The organism is Modestobacter versicolor (assembly GCF_014195485.1).
Classification (GTDB): domain Bacteria; phylum Actinomycetota; class Actinomycetes; order Mycobacteriales; family Geodermatophilaceae; genus Modestobacter; species Modestobacter versicolor.
Window position 1 is genome coordinate 2,460,575 of sequence record NZ_JACIBU010000001.1, and the last position, 15,133, is coordinate 2,475,707.

Sequence of the window (15,133 nt, forward strand, 5' to 3'; positions counted from 1 at the left end):
CGCCCGTCGCCTTCACAGCCATCGATCGAACCACTCGGCCACCCGCTCCGACAGGTGCAGCAGGTTGTCCCGTCCCACGATCGTGTGACCCTCGCCCCTGAGCAGCAGCAGCTCCGCGGGCGCCCCGAGCGCGGTGAGCTCCTGGTGCGCCTGGATCGACTCCAGCACCGGGACGTTGGTGTCCCGGTCGCCGTGGCACAGCAGCACCGGGGCGGTGAGCCGGTCGAGCGCCGTCATCGGGCTGATCGACGCGAGCATGTCCCGGTCGGTGACCGGGTCCCCGTACTCGGTGACCGAGGCGGCCGCCATCCACGGCTCGGTGCCGGCGAAGAAGGTGCGCAGGTCGCTCATCCCGGCCAGCGTGGCGCCGGCGGCGAACAGCTCCGGCCAGCGGGTGAGCGCCACCAGCGCCAGGTAGCCGCCGTAGGACCAGCCGTGCGCGCCGATCTGACCGGGCAGCGCGATGCCGGCCTGCACCAGGTGCTCGACGGTGGCCGGGACGTCGTCGAAGGAGGCCTCCCGGGCGCCGAGGTCGTCGGCGGCCATGAACGCCGCCCCGTGACCGCCGGAGCCGCGGACGTTCGGCGCGAAGACGGTCAGCCCGGCGGCGACGAGCGACTGGGCGACCGGGTGGTAGCCCGCCCGCTCCTGCCCCTCCGGGCCGCCGTGGAAGCTGACCACGGTGCGGTTCGGCCCGTGCACCCCCGGCGGGACGTAGAGCCAGCCGTCGAGCTCGGTGCCGTCGTGCGCCAGGTACCGGCAGTGCTCCGGGGTCACCAGCAGGTGCGGGTCGGGCCGGCGCGGCGTCGAGGGCAGCGGCTGCGGCTCCGCGGCGCCGTCCAGGGAGACCAGCCACAGCGAGCGCGGCGCGAGCGGGCCGGTGAGCTCGGCCAGCAGGGTGCGGCCGTCGCCGGACAGCGACCAGCCCGGCATCACCGGCTGCGGCAGCGGGACGGCGCGCACCAGGCCGCCGTCGGCGAGGTCGCGGAGCTCCAGCTCGGTGCTGCCGTCGGCGTTCCAGACGCAGACGACCGTGCCGTCGGCGCGCACCGCGTAGGCGTCGAGGTCGGCGTCCGGCCGGGACACCAGCACCTCCGCCGGGCCCGGCACGCGCTCCGGGCTCAGCGGCACCCGGACCAGCCCGGTGCGGTCGCTGCGGGGAAGTCCCGGACGGCCCGGCAGGCCGGCGCGCAGGTAGACCGCGCCCAGGTCGGGGGCGAACCGGCCGTCCTCGGACGCCGCCCCACCGGGCGAGCCCAGCGGGATGACGCGCCGCTGCTCGCCGCTGGCGACGTCGACGAGCACGACGTGCCGGTGCCCGCGCGGCCCGCGGCGGGCCAGCACGGTGCGCTCGTCGGCGGAGACAGCGGTGACCGAGAGGAAGCCGCCGGAGGCCAGCGTGCGCCGGGCACCGCTGACCACGTCGACCAGGACGACGTCGGCGCCGGGGCCGTCGCCGGGCGCGATCGAGCAGACGTAGTGGCCGGAGCCGGCGGTCCAGCCCCCGGCGAAGACCGTGGACCGGGGGTCGTCACCGGCGACCAGGTGCCGGTCGGTGCCGTCGGGGCGGACCGCCCACAGCTGGGCGCAGATCGAGCCGCCGGGGCTGACCAGGTAGGCCAGCCACTCGCCGTCCGGCGACCAGGCGACCGAGACGACCTCCTCCTCCGCACCGGACAGCACCGCCGGCGGCGTCTGCTGGTCCAGGGTGGCGACCTCCAGGCGCGGCAGGCCGGAGCGGTCGCTCACGTACGCCACCCGGTCGCCGGTCGGCGCGAGCGCGGGGCACCAGGCGCCGGAGGCGCCGGCGATCTCGGCGAGGGCCAGGCGGACGCCGGTGGGCAGGCCCGTGGTGCGCAGTGCGTCGGTCATGTCACCTCCTCGGCAGGTCACGGCGGTGCGGGGCACCCGGTGGACGACGTCGTCCCCCGGCATCGGCAGTGTGGTCCCGACCCCTGACGCGACGGTGCGCCCGGGGTGGCGTCAGCGGATCCCGTGCCGCTGCAGCCAGAGCTCGAGCAGGCCGACCTGCCACAGCTGGTTGGACCCCAGCGTGGTGCGGTGGGCGTTGGGCGCGGCCAGCAACCGGTCGACGTACTCGGTCCGGAACAGCCCGCGCTCGCGCGCCTCGGGTGCGTGCAGCGCCGCGCGCACCGTCTCCAGGTACTCGCCGTGCAGGTCGATGATCGCCGGCACCGGGAAGTAGCCCTTGGGCCGGTCGATCACGTCGGCCGGGATGACCTTGCGGGCGGCGTCCTTGAGCACGCCCTTGCCGCCGTGCAGCAGCTTGAGCTCCGGCGGGACGGCGGCGGCCAGCTCGACGAACTCGTGGTCCAGGAACGGCACCCGGGCCTCCAGGCCCCACGCCATCGTCATGTTGTCCACCCGCTTGACCGGGTCGTCGACCAGCATGATCGTCGAGTCCAGCCGCAGCGCCCGGTCCAGCGTCGTCTCCGCGCCCGGGCGGGCGAAGTGGTCGGCGACGAACTGGCGGCTGACGTCCTCGGTGGTCAGCCAGCGCTCGGCCAGGACGGCGGCGAGCTCGCTGTGCGGCCGGTCGACGAAGACGCTGGCGTAGGCGTCGACGGCGTCACCGACCGGGACGCCGTCCAGCGGCGGGTACCAGTCGTACCCGGCCATCACCTCGTCGGCGCCCTGCCCGCTCTGCACCACCTTGACGTGCTGGCTGACCTGCTGGGACAGCAGGTAGAAGGCGACCGCGTCGTGGCTGGTCTGCGGCTCGCTCATCGCCCCGATCGCGCCGTCCAGCCCGGCGTGCACCTCGGCGGTGGGCACCAGGAGCCGGTGGTGGTCGGTCGCGAAGGTCTCGGCGACCACGTCGGAGTAGGCGAACTCGTCGCCGGACCGCTCGCCGACCGCCTCGAACCCGATGGAGAACGTCGCCAGGCCCTTCTGCCCCTCCTCGGCCAGCAGCCCGACGATCAGGCTGGAGTCCAGGCCGCCGGAGAGCAGCACCCCGACCGGGACGTCGGAGACCATCCGACGGCGGACGGCGACGCGCAGCTGCTCCAGCACCCGCTCCTGCCACTCCACCGGGTGCAGGTCGGCGAACTCGGCCCGGCGCTCGTGCACCGGCCGCCAGTACTCCCAGTCGGACTCGCGGCCGTCGGGCTCGTAGGTGCGCACCGTGGCCGGGGGCAGCTTGCCGACCCCGGCCAGGATCGTGCGCGGTGCGGGGACCACCGCGTGGAAGGACATGTAGTGGTGCAGCGCGACCGGGTCGATGCTGGTGTCGACCCCGCCGGCGCGGACCAGCGCCGGCAGCGACGACGCGAACCGCACCCGGCCCGGCCCGCGGGACAGGTAGAGCGGCTTGATGCCCAGCCGGTCGCGGGCCATGACCACCCGGCCGGACTCCCGCTCGACCACGGCGAAGGCGAACATCCCGAAGAAGCGCTCGACGCAGGCCGCGCCCCAGCGGTGGTAGGCCTTGAGCACCACCTCGGTGTCGGAGGTGGAGAAGAAGCGGTACCCGGCGCCCTGCAGCTCGGCGCGCAGCTCCCGGTAGTTGTAGATGATCCCGTTGAAGACCATGGTCAGCCCGAGCTCGGCGTCGACCATCGGCTGCGCGCCCGCGTCGGTCAGGTCGATGATCTTCAGCCGCCGGTGGCCGAGCGCGACCGGGCCGGACTGCCAGCCACCGGAGCCGTCGGGGCCGCGCCGCTGCAGCTGGTCGCACATCGCGCTGACCGCCGCCATGTCGGCGACCCCGCCGTCGAACCGGACCTCACCCGAGATGCCGCACACGTGCGCCCCTCCCTGAGCAGTGGTTGCGCCGGACGGCTCCCCACGATGCCCCCGCACTGTTTCCAGCAGGTGACCGCGGGGCCGCCCGGGGCACCGAAGGGGTCATTGTCGTGGCTCGCGTCACCGCCTGCGACCGCACGCGCACCGTCGCCGAGGACGCCGCGGGGCCCGCTGTCGAGCCGACGCGCCGGACAGGGCGTGTCGGCCGCACGGCTCCCGGGACGCGCGGATAGCGTTGGAGCGGTCCGCTCCCCCGGACCCGTACCGAACCCCTGCTGGAGGTCGTCCCCATGCGCTCCTTGCGCCTCGTGGCGCTCTCCGAGGACGGCGAGCACCTGGTGCTCGTCGCGGACGCGCCCGACTCGACGGACGACGGCGAGCGCTTCGAGCTGCCGGTCGACGACCGGCTGCGCGCCCTGCTGCGCGGCGACGCCCCCCAGCAGCCGGCCGCCCCCGCCGACGACCTGCCCCCGCGGGTCATCCAGGCGCGGATCCGGGCCGGGGAGAGCCCGGAGCAGGTCGCGCACTCCTCCGGCACCAAGGTCGAGCGGATCATGCGCTTCGCCCACCCGGTGCTGCAGGAGCGCGCCCGCGTGGCCGAGCAGGCCCGGGACGCGCGCGTCCGGCTCTCCGAGGGCACCCCGAGCGTGCCGCTGGAGCAGTTCATGTCCGAGCGGCTCCGGCTGCTCGGCGCCGACCTGGACGCCGTCCGCTGGGACGCCCACCGCAGCGAGGACGGCACCTGGCAGGTGCGCGCCGCCTGGCGGGCCGGCCACAAGTCCGGCACGACCCGCTGGAGCTACGACATCCCGGCCCGCACCGTCACCCCGGTCGACGCCACCACGATGGACTTCGCCGAGGGCACCCGGCTGGTCCGCGTCGTGCCCGACGTGCCGGTCGGCCTGCCCGCGGCGCCGATCTCCCGCCGCTCGGTCTCGGTGCTGCACGACGCCGACGAGCTCACCGACGCCGAGGAGCTGGACCCCGAGGACCGGCCGGCGGACGAGGACGACGCCGAGGTGCGCAACGTCGTCCCGGCCGACGGCAACCCGGTCGACGTGCTGCTCTCCGGCGACGACGGCCCGGACGCGGCCCCGCGCCCGGCCTACGCCAGCCCGTACGACGACGAGATCGACCCGGACACCCAGGACACCGTCGTCCTCGGCCGGCTGGCCGACGGCGAGACCGAGGACCCGCGGGCCCGCATCCCGGCCTGGGAGGACATCGTCTTCGGGGTCCGCCGCCACCGCTGATCGGCGGTAATGCGTTCGGAGACCGTCCGGGTCCCGGCATAGCCTGCTGGGGTCATGACCGAGACCCCCGCCGCCCCCGACGACCGGGGGCGGCTCTCGTCGCTGGCCCGGCTCTGGCCCTTCGCCCGCCCCTACCGCGGGCTGGTCGCGCTCACCTTCGTCGGTGCCCTGCTCGCCACCCTGACCCAGCTGGCGATCCCGCTGATCACCCAGGACGTCGTCGACGGCCCGATCGCCGACGGCGACCGGGCCGGGCTGGTCCCCCTGCTGGCGCTGGCGCTCGCCTTCGGCATCGCCGAGGCCGCGCTGTTCTTCCTCCGCCGCTGGGCGATGAACATCAGCAGCCTGCAGATCGAGCGCGACCTGCGCGACACCCTCTACCAGCGGCTGCAGCGGCTCCCGGTCGCCTTCCACGAGGGCTGGTCGTCGGGGCAGCTGCTGTCCCGGGCCACCTCCGACGTCTCCACCATCCGGCGGTTCGTCGGCTTCGGCGCGGTCTTCCTGGTGGTCAACCTGATCACCTGCGCCGTCGTCGGTGTCCTGCTGCTGGTCACCTACTGGCCGCTGGGCGTCGCGGTGCTGGTCACCACCCTGCCGCTGACCTGGTACGGGCTGCGCTGGGAGAAGCGCTACAACACCCAGTCCCGGCTGGTGCAGGACGAGCAGGGCGAGCTGGCCACCGACGTCGAGGAGGCCGTGCAGGGCATCCGGGTGGTCAAGTCCCTGGGCCGCAGCGGCCTGGTCTTCGGTCGCTACGACCGCAAGGCGCAGCGGCTGCGCGACCTGCAGTTGGACAAGGTGCGCACCCTCGCGCTGATCTGGTGCCTGTTCGAGTTCCACCCGCAGATCACCCTGGCGGTCATCCTGGTCGGCGGGTCGCTGGCGGTCGGCAGTGGTGCGCTCACCGTCGGCGGGCTGGTCGGCTTCGTCACGCTGTTCACCGTGCTGCTCTGGCCGATCCTGAGCCTGGGTTTCCTGCTCGCCCAGGCGCAGGAGACCGCCAGCGCCTGCGACCGGATCGGCGAGCTGCTCGACGCCCCGCTCACCGTCACCGATGCCCCCGGGGTCCGCCCGCAGGCGGTCGGCACGCCGGCCCGGCTGCGCTTCGAGCACGTCGGCTTCCGGTTCCCCGGCGCCGGCGACCCGGTGCTCGCCGACGTCGACCTCGACGTCGCGCCCGGTGAGACGGTCGCGCTGGTCGGGGCCACCGGCTCGGGCAAGACGACGATGACCGCCCTGGTCGCCCGGCTCTTCGACGTCACCGCCGGCCGGGTCACCCTCGACGGCCACGACGTCCGCGACCTGCCGCTGGTCCAGCTGCGCACCGTGGTGGCGACCGCCTTCGAGGAGGCGACGCTGTTCTCGATGAGCGTCCGGGAGAACGTGGCGCTGGGCCGGCCCGACGCCACGGACGACGAGGTCGCCGAGGCGCTGCGGGTGGCCCAGGCCGACTTCGTGCACGACCTGCCGTGGGGGCTGGACACCCGGATCGGCGAGCAGGGGCTGTCGCTGTCCGGCGGGCAGCGGCAGCGGCTCGCGCTGGCCCGGGCGGTGCTGGGCCGCCCGTCGGTGCTGGTGCTCGACGACCCCCTCTCCGCCCTCGACGTGCACACCGAGGCGCTCGTCGAGCGGGCGCTGCGCGAGGTGCTGGCCGAGACCACCGCGCTGGTCGTCGCCCACCGGGCGTCCACGGTCATGCTCGCCGACCGGGTGGCGCTGCTCGAGCACGGCCGGATCACCGCGGTGGGCCGGCACTCCGACCTGCTCGCCGAGGTGCCCGCCTACCGGGCGCTGCTGTCCTCGGAGTCCGAGCTGGCCGGGCTGACCGGCCTCGCCGGGCCGGAGCTGAGCGAGGCGGGCAGCCGATGACCACCCCCGGCACGGGGGCCGCTGCCGCCACCGGGTCCGGCGCGCCCGCCGACGCGCACGGCACGACCACCCCGGACCAGCACGCCGACTGGCGCGGCGTCGCCGGCGAGGACACCGACGAGCTCACCGCCTCGGCGAGCTCCTTCCTGCGCGGCCGCTCCCGCCGGCTGCTCGGCCAGCTGCTCCGCCCGCACCGCCGGGCGCTGTGGCTGCTGCTGGGCACGATCACCGTGCAGAACCTCGCCTGGCTGGCCGGGCCGTTCCTGGTCGGTGTCGGCATCGACCACGCCGTCCCGGCGCTGCTGGAGGACGACCCGTGGCCGCTGGTCTGGACGACCCTGGCCATGGTCACCGCCGCCGCGGTCGACACCGTGCTCCGCTACCGGTTCCTGATCGGCTCGGGGCGGGTCGGGCAGGCGGTGCTGCTCACCCTGCGCCGGCGGGTGCTCGGCCACGTGCAGCAGCTGCCGCTGGCCTTCCACGAGCGCTACACCTCCGGCAAGACGATCAGCCGGCTGACCAGCGACGTCGAGGCGCTCGCCGACCTCTTCGACGAGGGGCTCGACGGCCTGCTCACCGCGCTGTTCAGCGTGCTCACCATCGGCGTCGTGCTCGTCGTCCTCGACTGGCCGCTGGGCCTGATCGCGCTGCTGGGCTTCCCGCTGCTGTACCTGCTCGCCCGCTGGTTCCAGCGCAACTCGACGATCGCCTACCGGCGCACCCGGCAGACGATCGCCGCGCTCATCGTCCAGTTCACCGAGACCTTCGGTGGCATCCGCGCGGTGCAGGCGTTCCGCCGGGAGGGCCGCAACGACGAGCTGCACGCCCAGCTCAACGAGGACAACCGGCAGGCCCAGCACCGCGCCTTCTGGCTGATCGCCGTGTTCATCCCGGCGGTCACGATGATCGGGAACCTGATCACCGTCGCCGTGCTGGGCTACGGCGCGCTGCGGGTGATGGACGGCGACCTGGCGGTCGGCGTGCTGGTGTCCTTCCTGCTCTACCTGCGCCGGTTCTTCGACCCGTTGCAGGACATCGCGATGTTCTACAACAGCTACCAGTCGGCCAGCGCGGCGCTGGAGAAGCTCTCCGGGGTGCTCGAGGAGCGCTCCGGCGTGCCCGAGCCGGCCGACCCGCACCCGCTGCCGCACCCGACGGCCGGCGAGGTGGTGTTCGACGGTGTCCGGTTCGGCTACGGAGGCGCCACCGTGCTGCCGCACCTGGACCTCGTCATCCCGGCCGGGCAGACCGTGGCGCTCGTCGGCGCGACCGGCGCCGGCAAGTCCACGCTGGCCCGGCTGGCGGCCCGGTTCTACGACCCGGTCGAGGGCGAGGTCCGGCTCGACGGCGTCCCGCTGGCCCGGCTCGCCGACGCCGACCTGCGCCGGGCCGTGGTGATGGTGACCCAGGAGAGCTTCCTGTTCAGCGGCTCGATCGCCGACAACATCCTGTTCGGCAAGCCCGAGGCCACCCGCGCCGAGGTGGAGGAGGCGGCCCGGGCCATCGGCGCGGACACCTTCATCCGCGCGCTGCCGGAGGGCTACGACACCGACGTCCGCAAGCGCGGTGGCCGGCTGTCCGCCGGGCAGCGCCAGCTGGTCAGCTTCGCGCGCGCCTTCCTGGCCGACCCGGCGGTGCTGGTGCTCGACGAGGCCACCAGCTCCCTCGACGTCCCCAGCGAGCGGCTGGTCCAGCGGGCGCTGCAGACGCTGCTCGCCGACCGGACGGCGCTGATCATCGCCCACCGGTTGTCGACCGTGGAGTTCGCCGACCGGGTGCTGGTGATGGAGGCCGGCGAGGTGGTCGAGGACGGGTCCCCCGCCGACCTGGTCGCCGGCACCGGCCGGTTCGCCGACCTGCACCGCGCCTGGGCCGACAGCCTGGTCTAGAAGAAGGACCCCCTCGCCCCCCGACCCTCGCTCCGCTCGGGCCGGGCCCCTGCGAGGGAGCCGTTCCAGCACGTCACCAGGGGAACAGGGTGTCCAGGAAGATCGTTTCGGGTAGTGGGCCGGTCGTCGTCCTGGTGACACGAGTGGCAGCCGGATCGTCCGGCCGCCACCAGCAGGCCGGTCCGGAACGGAGACAGACGTGTCAGCATCGGTGTCCATGCCCCTCGGCGGCGTGCAGGTCGGGTCCTTCGACAACTACCAGCAGGCCCAGCGGGCGGTCGACTTCCTCTCCGACGAGAAGTTCCCCGTCGAGAACGTGACGATCATCGGCAGCGACCTCCGCCAGGTCGAGCGGGTCACCGGCCGGCTCAGCTGGGGCCGCGCGATCGGCGCCGGTGCCGCCAGCGGTGCCTGGTTCGGCCTCTTCGTCGGCCTGCTGCTCGGCATCTTCGCCACCGACGGTGCCGACTGGATCGGCTCGGTCGTGTCCGGCCTGCTGATCGGCCTGGTGTTCGGCGCCGTGTTCGGCGCCGTCGGGTACGCGGCCTCCCAGGGCAAGCGCGACTTCACCAGCACCAGCCAGATCGTGGCCGGCCGCTACGACGTGCTCTGCGCCCCCCAGGTGGCCGAGCAGGCCCGCGCGGAGCTCGCCAAGCTCTCGCTCCGCGGCTGAACGACGGCCCCCGCGCCCTCCGGGCACGGGGGCCGCTCAGCGCAGCGTGGCGAAGGCGACGGCGGCCGCGGCGGCCACCCCGAGCGAGTCCACGCCGCTGCGCATCGGGATCCGGGCGCGCACCTGGGCCGCCTGCTGGGCCTCCCGGGTGAGCCCCGGCCCCTCGGCCCCCAGCAGCACCGCCGTGCGCGGGTGCGCCCGCGGGTCGACGTCGGTGAGGTCCACGGCGTCCTCGGCCGGGGTGAGCGCCACCGTCCGGTAGCCCGCGTCGTGCAGCCGGTCCAGGCCACCGGGCCAGTCGCCGAGCACCGCGATCGGCAGCGTCAGCACGTGGCCCATGGACACCCGCACGCAGCGCCGGTACAGCGGGTCGGCGCAGTGCGGGTCGAGCAGCAGCGCGTCGATGCCGAGCGCCACCGCCGACCGCGCGATCGACCCGATGTTCTCGTGGTCGTTGAGGCCCTCCAGCACGGCCAGCCGGCGCGGTGCCGCCGGGTCGGGCCCGCTGATCAGCGCGTCCAGGTCCGGCGCGGGCAGCCGGTCGGCCGAGGCCAGCACGCCCCGGGTCAGCCGGAAGCCGATCACCTCGGAGAGCACCCACTTGTCCGCCTCGTAGGCGGCCACCCCGGGGGGCAGGTCCAGGGCGGAGACCCGGCCGGGGATGCCGAAGACGGCGCGCACCGGGTACGGCGAGGCGAGCAGCCGCTCCACCGCCGGCACGCCCTCCACGATGACCGGCCCGGTGCCGCGCGCGGTGCCCGCGGGCCGGTCGCCGGCGTGCAGGTCGCGGAAGTCGGCGACCCGCTCGTCGCCCGGGTCGGTGATCAGCTCGGGCGCAGGCACGGCGACGATCATCCCCGCCGCTCCCCCGGCCGCGGCCGGGCACCCCGCGAGACGTCAGACCCCGGGGCGCCTCGCCGCGCGCCATCCCGTCGTGCCCCGCAGGATCGGCGACGTGGACAACGAGGGCACGACGATCGTCGTGGGCGGCGGGATCTCCGGCGTGGCCTGCGCCCGGGCACTGGCCGGTGCGGGCCGGCCGGTGCGGCTGGTCGACCGGGGGCGCCGGCTCGGCGGGCGGATGGGCGGGCGCACCCTGCACGGCCGGGTGGTCGACCTCGGCGCGTCCTACCTGACCGCCGGCGAGGGGTCGCCCTTCGCCCCGGTCGTGGCCGGCTGGGTCGAGCGCGGCCTGGCCCGGCCGTGGACCGACACCTTCGCCGTCGCCGGTCCCGGCGGCATCGAGCGGACGACGACCGGGCCGGTGCGGTACGGCACGGCCGGTGGGCTGCGCAGCCTGGTGGTCGACCTGGCCACCGGCCTCGACGTGCAGCTCGAGCGCACGGTCCAGGCCGTGACCCCGGGCCCCCGGGTCGACGGCGAGCCGGCGGCGGCCGTCGTGCTGGCGATGCCCGACCCGCAGGCCGATCGCCTGGTGGGCACGCCGGAGGGGGCCGCCGACGCCGGCTGGCAGCCCTCGCTGTCCGTGGCCCTGGGCTGGCCCGACCGCCGCTGGCCGGCGGACCTGCACGGCGTCTTCGTGCACGACTCCCCGGTGCTGGAGTGGCTGGCCGACGACGGCGACCGGCGCGGCGACGGCGCCCCGGTCCTGGTCGCGCACACCACCCCGGCCCTCGCCGCCGAGCACCTCGACGACCCCGACGGCGCGGCCCCCGCGGTGGTGGCGGCGGTCCGGGCCCTGCTCGGCATCGACGCCGACCCGCAGTGGACGCACGTGCACCGCTGGACGTTCGCCAAGCCGGCCGAGCCGCGGTCGGCGCCCTTCGGCCTCGACGCCGGGATCGGCCGCTGCGGCGACGGCTGGTCGGCCCCGTCGAAGGTGGAGAGCGCCTGGCGGTCCGGTGACGCGCTCGGCCGGGAGCTGGCCGGGCAGCTGCCGGGCTGACCCGACCGGCGAGCACCACCCGGCTCTGACGCGCACCGCGCAGCCGGGCGTCTTGCGCTGCCTCAGCAACTCATCTAGCGTTGAGTTCATCACCCGTTGAGTTGCTGGGAGGCCGTCATGGACGCCGCTGTCACCGTCACCGACCTGGTCGTGCACCGCGGTGCGCGCCGGGTCCTGCACGAGGTGGGCTGCACCGTCCCGGCGGGCCGGGTCACCGGCCTGCTGGGTCCGAGCGGCAGCGGGAAGAGCACGCTGATGCGCGCGGTCGTCGGCGTGCAGCAGGTGCAGTCCGGCGAGGTCACCGTGCTCGGCCGGCCGGCCGGCGCCGCCGACCTGCGCTCCAGGGTCGGCTACGTCACCCAGGCGCCCAGCGTCTACGCCGACCTGACCGTGCGGGAGAACGCCCGCTACTTCGCCGCCCTGTACGGGCGGGGCACCGCGGCGGCCGACGCCGCGGTCGCCGACGTCGGGCTGTCCGAGGCGGCCGGCCAGCTGGTCGAGGACCTCTCCGGCGGCCAGCGGGGGCGGGCGTCGCTGGCCTGCGCGCTGGTCGCCGAGCCCGAGCTGCTGGTGCTCGACGAGCCGACCGTCGGCCTGGACCCGGTGCTGCGGGTGGAGCTGTGGAGCCGGTTCCACGCCCTCGCGGCGGCCGGGACGACGCTGGTCGTGTCCAGCCACGTGATGGACGAGGCCGCCCGCTGCGACCGGTTGCTGCTGCTGCGCGAGGGCCGGCTGCTCAGCGACTCCACGCCCGCGGAGCTGCGCGCCCGCACCGGCACCGACGACCTGGAAGAGGCGTTCCTGGCGCTCGTCCGGGAGACGCAGGAGGTGGCGGCGTGACCACCGCGCTGAGCCCCGCGCTGACCACCGCCACGGCCGGCCGGGTGCTGCGCCAGCTGCGGCACGACCACCGCACCGTGGCGATGATGCTGGTGCTGCCCAGCGCCCTGCTCGGGCTGCTGTACCTGGTCTGGGCCGACGTGCCGACCCCGCCCGAGGCGCCCGAGGTGTTCGACCGGATCGGTCTCACCATGCTCGGGGTCTTCCCGTTCGTGGTGATGTTCCTGGTCACCAGCATCGCGATGCTGCGCGAGCGCACCTCGGGCACCCTCGAGCGGCTGCTCACCACGCCGCTGTCCCGGCCCGACCTGCTGCTCGGCTACGGCGCCGCCTTCGGGCTCGCCGCGACGGTGCAGGCGCTGGTCACGGTGACGGTCGCGACCACGGTGTACGACCTGGACGTCGCCGGCCCGCTGGCCCTCGTCGTGCTGATCGCGGTGGTCGACGCCGTGCTCGGGGTGGCCCTGGGCCTGCTCGCCAGCGCCTTCGCCCGCAGCGAGTTCCAGGCCGTGCAGTTCATGCCGGTGGTCGTGCTGCCGCAGTTCTTCCTGTGCGGGCTGCTGGTGCCGCGCGAGCAGCTGGCCGGCTGGCTGCAGGCGGTCAGCGACGCCCTCCCGCTGACCTACGCCGTCGAGGCCCTGCAGGAGGTCGGCCGCTCCCCCGAGGCGACGGGCACCATGTGGGTCGACGTCGGCGTCGTCGCCGGCGCCGCGCTGCTGGCCCTCGGGCTGGCGGCGGCCACCCTGCGGAGGAGGACCAGCTGAGCCAGCCCGCACGCCGCGCCCGGCCCACCGGGCGCCGGCCCGGCAACCCCGACACCCGGGAGGCGGTGCTCGCCGCGGCGCGCACCGCCTTCGCCGAGAAGGGGTTCGACGGCGCCTCCATCCGGGTCATCGCCACCGCGGCCGGCGTCGACCCGGCGCTGGTGCACCACTACTTCGGCAGCAAGGACAAGCTCTTCCTGGCCGCGATCGAGGCTCCCGCCGACCCGGCGGACCTGCTGCCCGAGCTGCTGGCCGGCGGGACGGCGGACCTCGGCGCCAACGTCGTCCGGCTGCTGCTGCGGGTCTGGGACGGCCCCGCGCGCGCCGCCGGGCTCGCGCTGGTGCGCTCGGCGGTCAGCAACGAGTGGGCCGCCCGGCTGCTCCGCGAGTTCCTGGTGTCCCAGGTCCTGCGGCGGGTGGTCGGCACGCTGGGCCTCTCCCCGGCCGAGGCCCAGGCACGCGGCTCCCTGGTGGCCTCCCAGCTGATCGGGGTGGTGATGGGCCGCTACGTGCTGCAGGTGGAACCGCTCGCCTCCGCCTCCGCCGACGAGCTGGCCGCGGCCGTCGGGCCCACCGTCCAGCGATACCTGACCGGCGACGTCGACCTGCGCGGGATGGTGCCGGGCACCCCTTAGGCTCTCGCCTCGATGAGCGGTCCGGAGGCATTCGAGTTCGCCGCCGACCCGTTGGCCGACCCGGTCTTCGGCGCCGCCTCCGCGGAGCAGCCGGCGGCGGTCTGCCGCGGCGTCGGCAAGACCTACCGGACGGCGAGCGAGTCGGTGCCGGCGCTGGTCGACGTCTCGCTGTCGATCCCGCGCGCCCGGGTCACCGTCGTCGTCGGGCCGTCCGGGTCGGGGAAGTCCTCGCTGCTGCGGTTGCTGGCCTGCATCGACTCCCCCGACACCGGCGAGGTGCTCGTCGCCGGGCAGCGCGTCGACCGGCTGCGGCCGCGGGCCCGCCGACGGTTGCGGCAGCGCCAGGTCGCCTACCTGTTCCAGCGCCCCGGCGAGAACCTGCTCCCCTACCTCGACGCGGTCGCCCAGGTCCGGCTGGCCGCCTCGCTGCGCGGCGCCCCGGTCACCGAGAGCGCGGCGCTGGACCTGCTCGACCGGCTCGGGCTCCGCGAGCGCGCCGACCACCTGCCCGGGCAGCTCTCCGGCGGGGAGCAGCAGCGGCTGGCCGTGGCCTGCGGCGTCGTCGGCGACCCGGCCCTGGTGGTCGCCGACGAGCCCACCGCGGAGCTCGACACCGCCGCGGCCGAGCGGGTGCTGACGGCGATGGAGGACCTCGCCCAGGCCGGCGTCGGCTTCGTCCTCTCCTCCCACGACCCCCGGGTGATGGCGATCGCCGACGGCTTCGTCCGGCTCGACCACGGCCGGCTGGTCCCGTGACCGGGCGGCGGCAGCCGGCCGGCGGCCTGGCCGGGGTCGGCCTGGTCAAGCGCTTCGCCCGCGGCTCGGAGACCGTCACCGCGCTGGCGGGGGTCGACCTGCGGGTGGACGCCGGGGAGTTCGTCGCGCTCGTCGGCCCGTCCGGCTCGGGCAAGAGCACCCTGCTGGCGCTGCTCTGCGGCTGGGAGACCCCCGACGAGGGCGAGCTGTCCTACCTCGGCCCGCTCGCCGACCGCCGTCCGGAGACGCTCGGCTGGCGCAACCTCGCGCTGGTGCCGCAGGCGCTGGGGCTGGTCACCGACCTCAGCCTGGCCGACAACGTGCTGCTGCCGGCCCGGCTGCGCCGGACGCACGCGGCCGCCCGGTCGCGGGCCGACGCGCTGCTGGCCGACTTCGGGCTCACCCACCTGGCCGACCGCTACCCGCACCAGGCCTCGCTCGGCGAGCAGCAGCGGGCCGCCGTGGCCCGGGCGCTGCTGCTGCGCCCCGCGGTGCTGCTGGCCGACGAGCCCACCGCCCACCAGGACCGCGGGCACGCCGACCGGCTGCTGGACGCCGTGGTCGACGCCGCCCGCGAGGGATCGGCGGTGCTGATCGCCACCCACGACGAGCTGGCCTGGTCCCGCGCCGACCGGGTGCTGTCGATGCGCGACGGCGTGATCACCGAGGGGCGGCCCCGGTGAGCGAGCTCACCCATGAGCTCAGCAGCCCGGCTCACCGTCCCGACGAGCGCCAGCGAGGAGGCACGGTGAGCGAGCTCGCGAGCTCACCCATGAGCTC

At 75.4% G+C, this 15,133-nt stretch carries 13 protein-coding genes; 10 read left to right on the plus strand and 3 right to left on the minus strand.

What is annotated here, in order from left to right:
* Positions 1 to 12: 12 nt before the first annotated feature.
* Both FHX36_RS12070 and FHX36_RS12075 read right to left on the minus strand, forming a co-directional pair.
* Positions 13 to 1,872 carry a S9 family peptidase gene (locus FHX36_RS12070; RefSeq protein ID WP_110552551.1) on the minus strand — a complete coding sequence of 620 codons (1,860 nt, stop codon included), beginning with the start codon at positions 1,870 to 1,872 and terminating at the stop codon, positions 13 to 15.
* Between the two features lie 111 nt (positions 1,873 to 1,983).
* Positions 1,984 to 3,768: an N-acetylglutaminylglutamine amidotransferase gene (locus tag FHX36_RS12075; protein ID WP_110552552.1), complete on the minus strand. Its 1,785-nt coding sequence runs from the start codon at positions 3,766 to 3,768 to the stop codon at positions 1,984 to 1,986.
* Between the two features lie 290 nt (positions 3,769 to 4,058).
* On the opposite strand from FHX36_RS12075, the gene sepH reads away from it, so the two are divergent.
* The 4 genes from sepH to FHX36_RS12095 all read left to right on the plus strand — a co-directional run bounded on the left by sepH (position 4,059) and on the right by FHX36_RS12095 (position 9,452).
* Positions 4,059 to 5,021: a septation protein SepH gene (gene sepH, locus FHX36_RS12080; protein ID WP_110552553.1), complete on the plus strand. Its 963-nt coding sequence runs from the start codon at positions 4,059 to 4,061 to the stop codon at positions 5,019 to 5,021.
* Positions 5,022 to 5,075: 54 nt separating this feature from the next.
* Positions 5,076 to 6,890 (plus strand): ABC transporter ATP-binding protein, encoded by a 1,815-nt coding sequence (locus tag FHX36_RS12085; RefSeq protein WP_110552554.1) that lies wholly within the window; start codon positions 5,076 to 5,078, stop codon positions 6,888 to 6,890.
* Complete coding sequence (locus tag FHX36_RS12090; RefSeq protein WP_110552555.1) at positions 6,887 to 8,779, plus strand: ABC transporter ATP-binding protein; 1,893 nt, start codon at positions 6,887 to 6,889, stop codon at positions 8,777 to 8,779. Before FHX36_RS12085 ends, FHX36_RS12090 begins: the two co-directional genes overlap by 4 nt.
* 199 nt (positions 8,780 to 8,978) lie before the next feature.
* Positions 8,979 to 9,452, plus strand: coding sequence for a YflT domain-containing protein (locus tag FHX36_RS12095; protein WP_258372769.1), 474 nt, complete (start codon positions 8,979 to 8,981; stop codon positions 9,450 to 9,452).
* Positions 9,453 to 9,488: 36 nt separating this feature from the next.
* On the opposite strand, the gene FHX36_RS12100 is transcribed toward FHX36_RS12095, so the two are convergent.
* Positions 9,489 to 10,295, minus strand: coding sequence for a TrmH family RNA methyltransferase (locus FHX36_RS12100; RefSeq protein ID WP_343056599.1), 807 nt, complete (start codon positions 10,293 to 10,295; stop codon positions 9,489 to 9,491).
* A 91-nt stretch (positions 10,296 to 10,386) separates the two neighbouring features.
* Here FHX36_RS12100 and FHX36_RS12105 point away from each other — a divergent pair, with 91 nt between their 5' ends.
* The 6 genes from FHX36_RS12105 to FHX36_RS12130 all read left to right on the plus strand — a co-directional run bounded on the left by FHX36_RS12105 (position 10,387) and on the right by FHX36_RS12130 (position 15,036).
* Complete coding sequence (locus tag FHX36_RS12105; protein ID WP_343056600.1) at positions 10,387 to 11,358, plus strand: NAD(P)/FAD-dependent oxidoreductase; 972 nt, start codon at positions 10,387 to 10,389, stop codon at positions 11,356 to 11,358.
* A gap of 117 nt (positions 11,359 to 11,475) precedes the next feature.
* Positions 11,476 to 12,198 (plus strand): ABC transporter ATP-binding protein, encoded by a 723-nt coding sequence (locus FHX36_RS12110; RefSeq protein ID WP_110553764.1) that lies wholly within the window; start codon positions 11,476 to 11,478, stop codon positions 12,196 to 12,198.
* Entirely contained in the window at positions 12,195 to 12,962 is a 768-nt protein-coding gene (locus FHX36_RS12115; protein WP_220036058.1) for an ABC transporter permease, read from the plus strand. The genes FHX36_RS12110 and FHX36_RS12115 overlap by 4 nt, the downstream gene beginning before the upstream one ends.
* 65 nt (positions 12,963 to 13,027) lie before the next feature.
* Positions 13,028 to 13,597 (plus strand): TetR/AcrR family transcriptional regulator, encoded by a 570-nt coding sequence (locus FHX36_RS12120; protein ID WP_220036057.1) that lies wholly within the window; start codon positions 13,028 to 13,030, stop codon positions 13,595 to 13,597.
* Positions 13,598 to 13,609: 12 nt separating this feature from the next.
* Complete coding sequence (locus FHX36_RS12125) at positions 13,610 to 14,353, plus strand: ABC transporter ATP-binding protein (protein ID WP_110553762.1); 744 nt, start codon at positions 13,610 to 13,612, stop codon at positions 14,351 to 14,353.
* Positions 14,350 to 15,036 (plus strand): ABC transporter ATP-binding protein, encoded by a 687-nt coding sequence (locus tag FHX36_RS12130; RefSeq protein WP_110553760.1) that lies wholly within the window; start codon positions 14,350 to 14,352, stop codon positions 15,034 to 15,036. Before FHX36_RS12125 ends, FHX36_RS12130 begins: the two co-directional genes overlap by 4 nt.
* Positions 15,037 to 15,133 lie beyond the last annotated feature (97 nt).

Bases quoted from the DNA above. Each gene is read 5' to 3' on its own strand.
- FHX36_RS12125 (WP_110553762.1), top strand. From the start codon at position 13,610: ATGAGCGGTCCGGAGGCATTCGAGTTCGCCGCCGACCCGTTGGCCGAC.
- FHX36_RS12090 (WP_110552555.1), top strand. From the start codon at position 6,887: ATGACCACCCCCGGCACGGGGGCCGCTGCCGCCACCGGGTCCGGCGCG.
- FHX36_RS12110 (WP_110553764.1), top strand. From the start codon at position 11,476: ATGGACGCCGCTGTCACCGTCACCGACCTGGTCGTGCACCGCGGTGCG.
- sepH (WP_110552553.1), top strand. From the start codon at position 4,059: ATGCGCTCCTTGCGCCTCGTGGCGCTCTCCGAGGACGGCGAGCACCTG.
- FHX36_RS12085 (WP_110552554.1), top strand. From the start codon at position 5,076: ATGACCGAGACCCCCGCCGCCCCCGACGACCGGGGGCGGCTCTCGTCG.
- FHX36_RS12070 (WP_110552551.1), bottom strand. From the start codon at position 1,872: ATGACCGACGCACTGCGCACCACGGGCCTGCCCACCGGCGTCCGCCTG.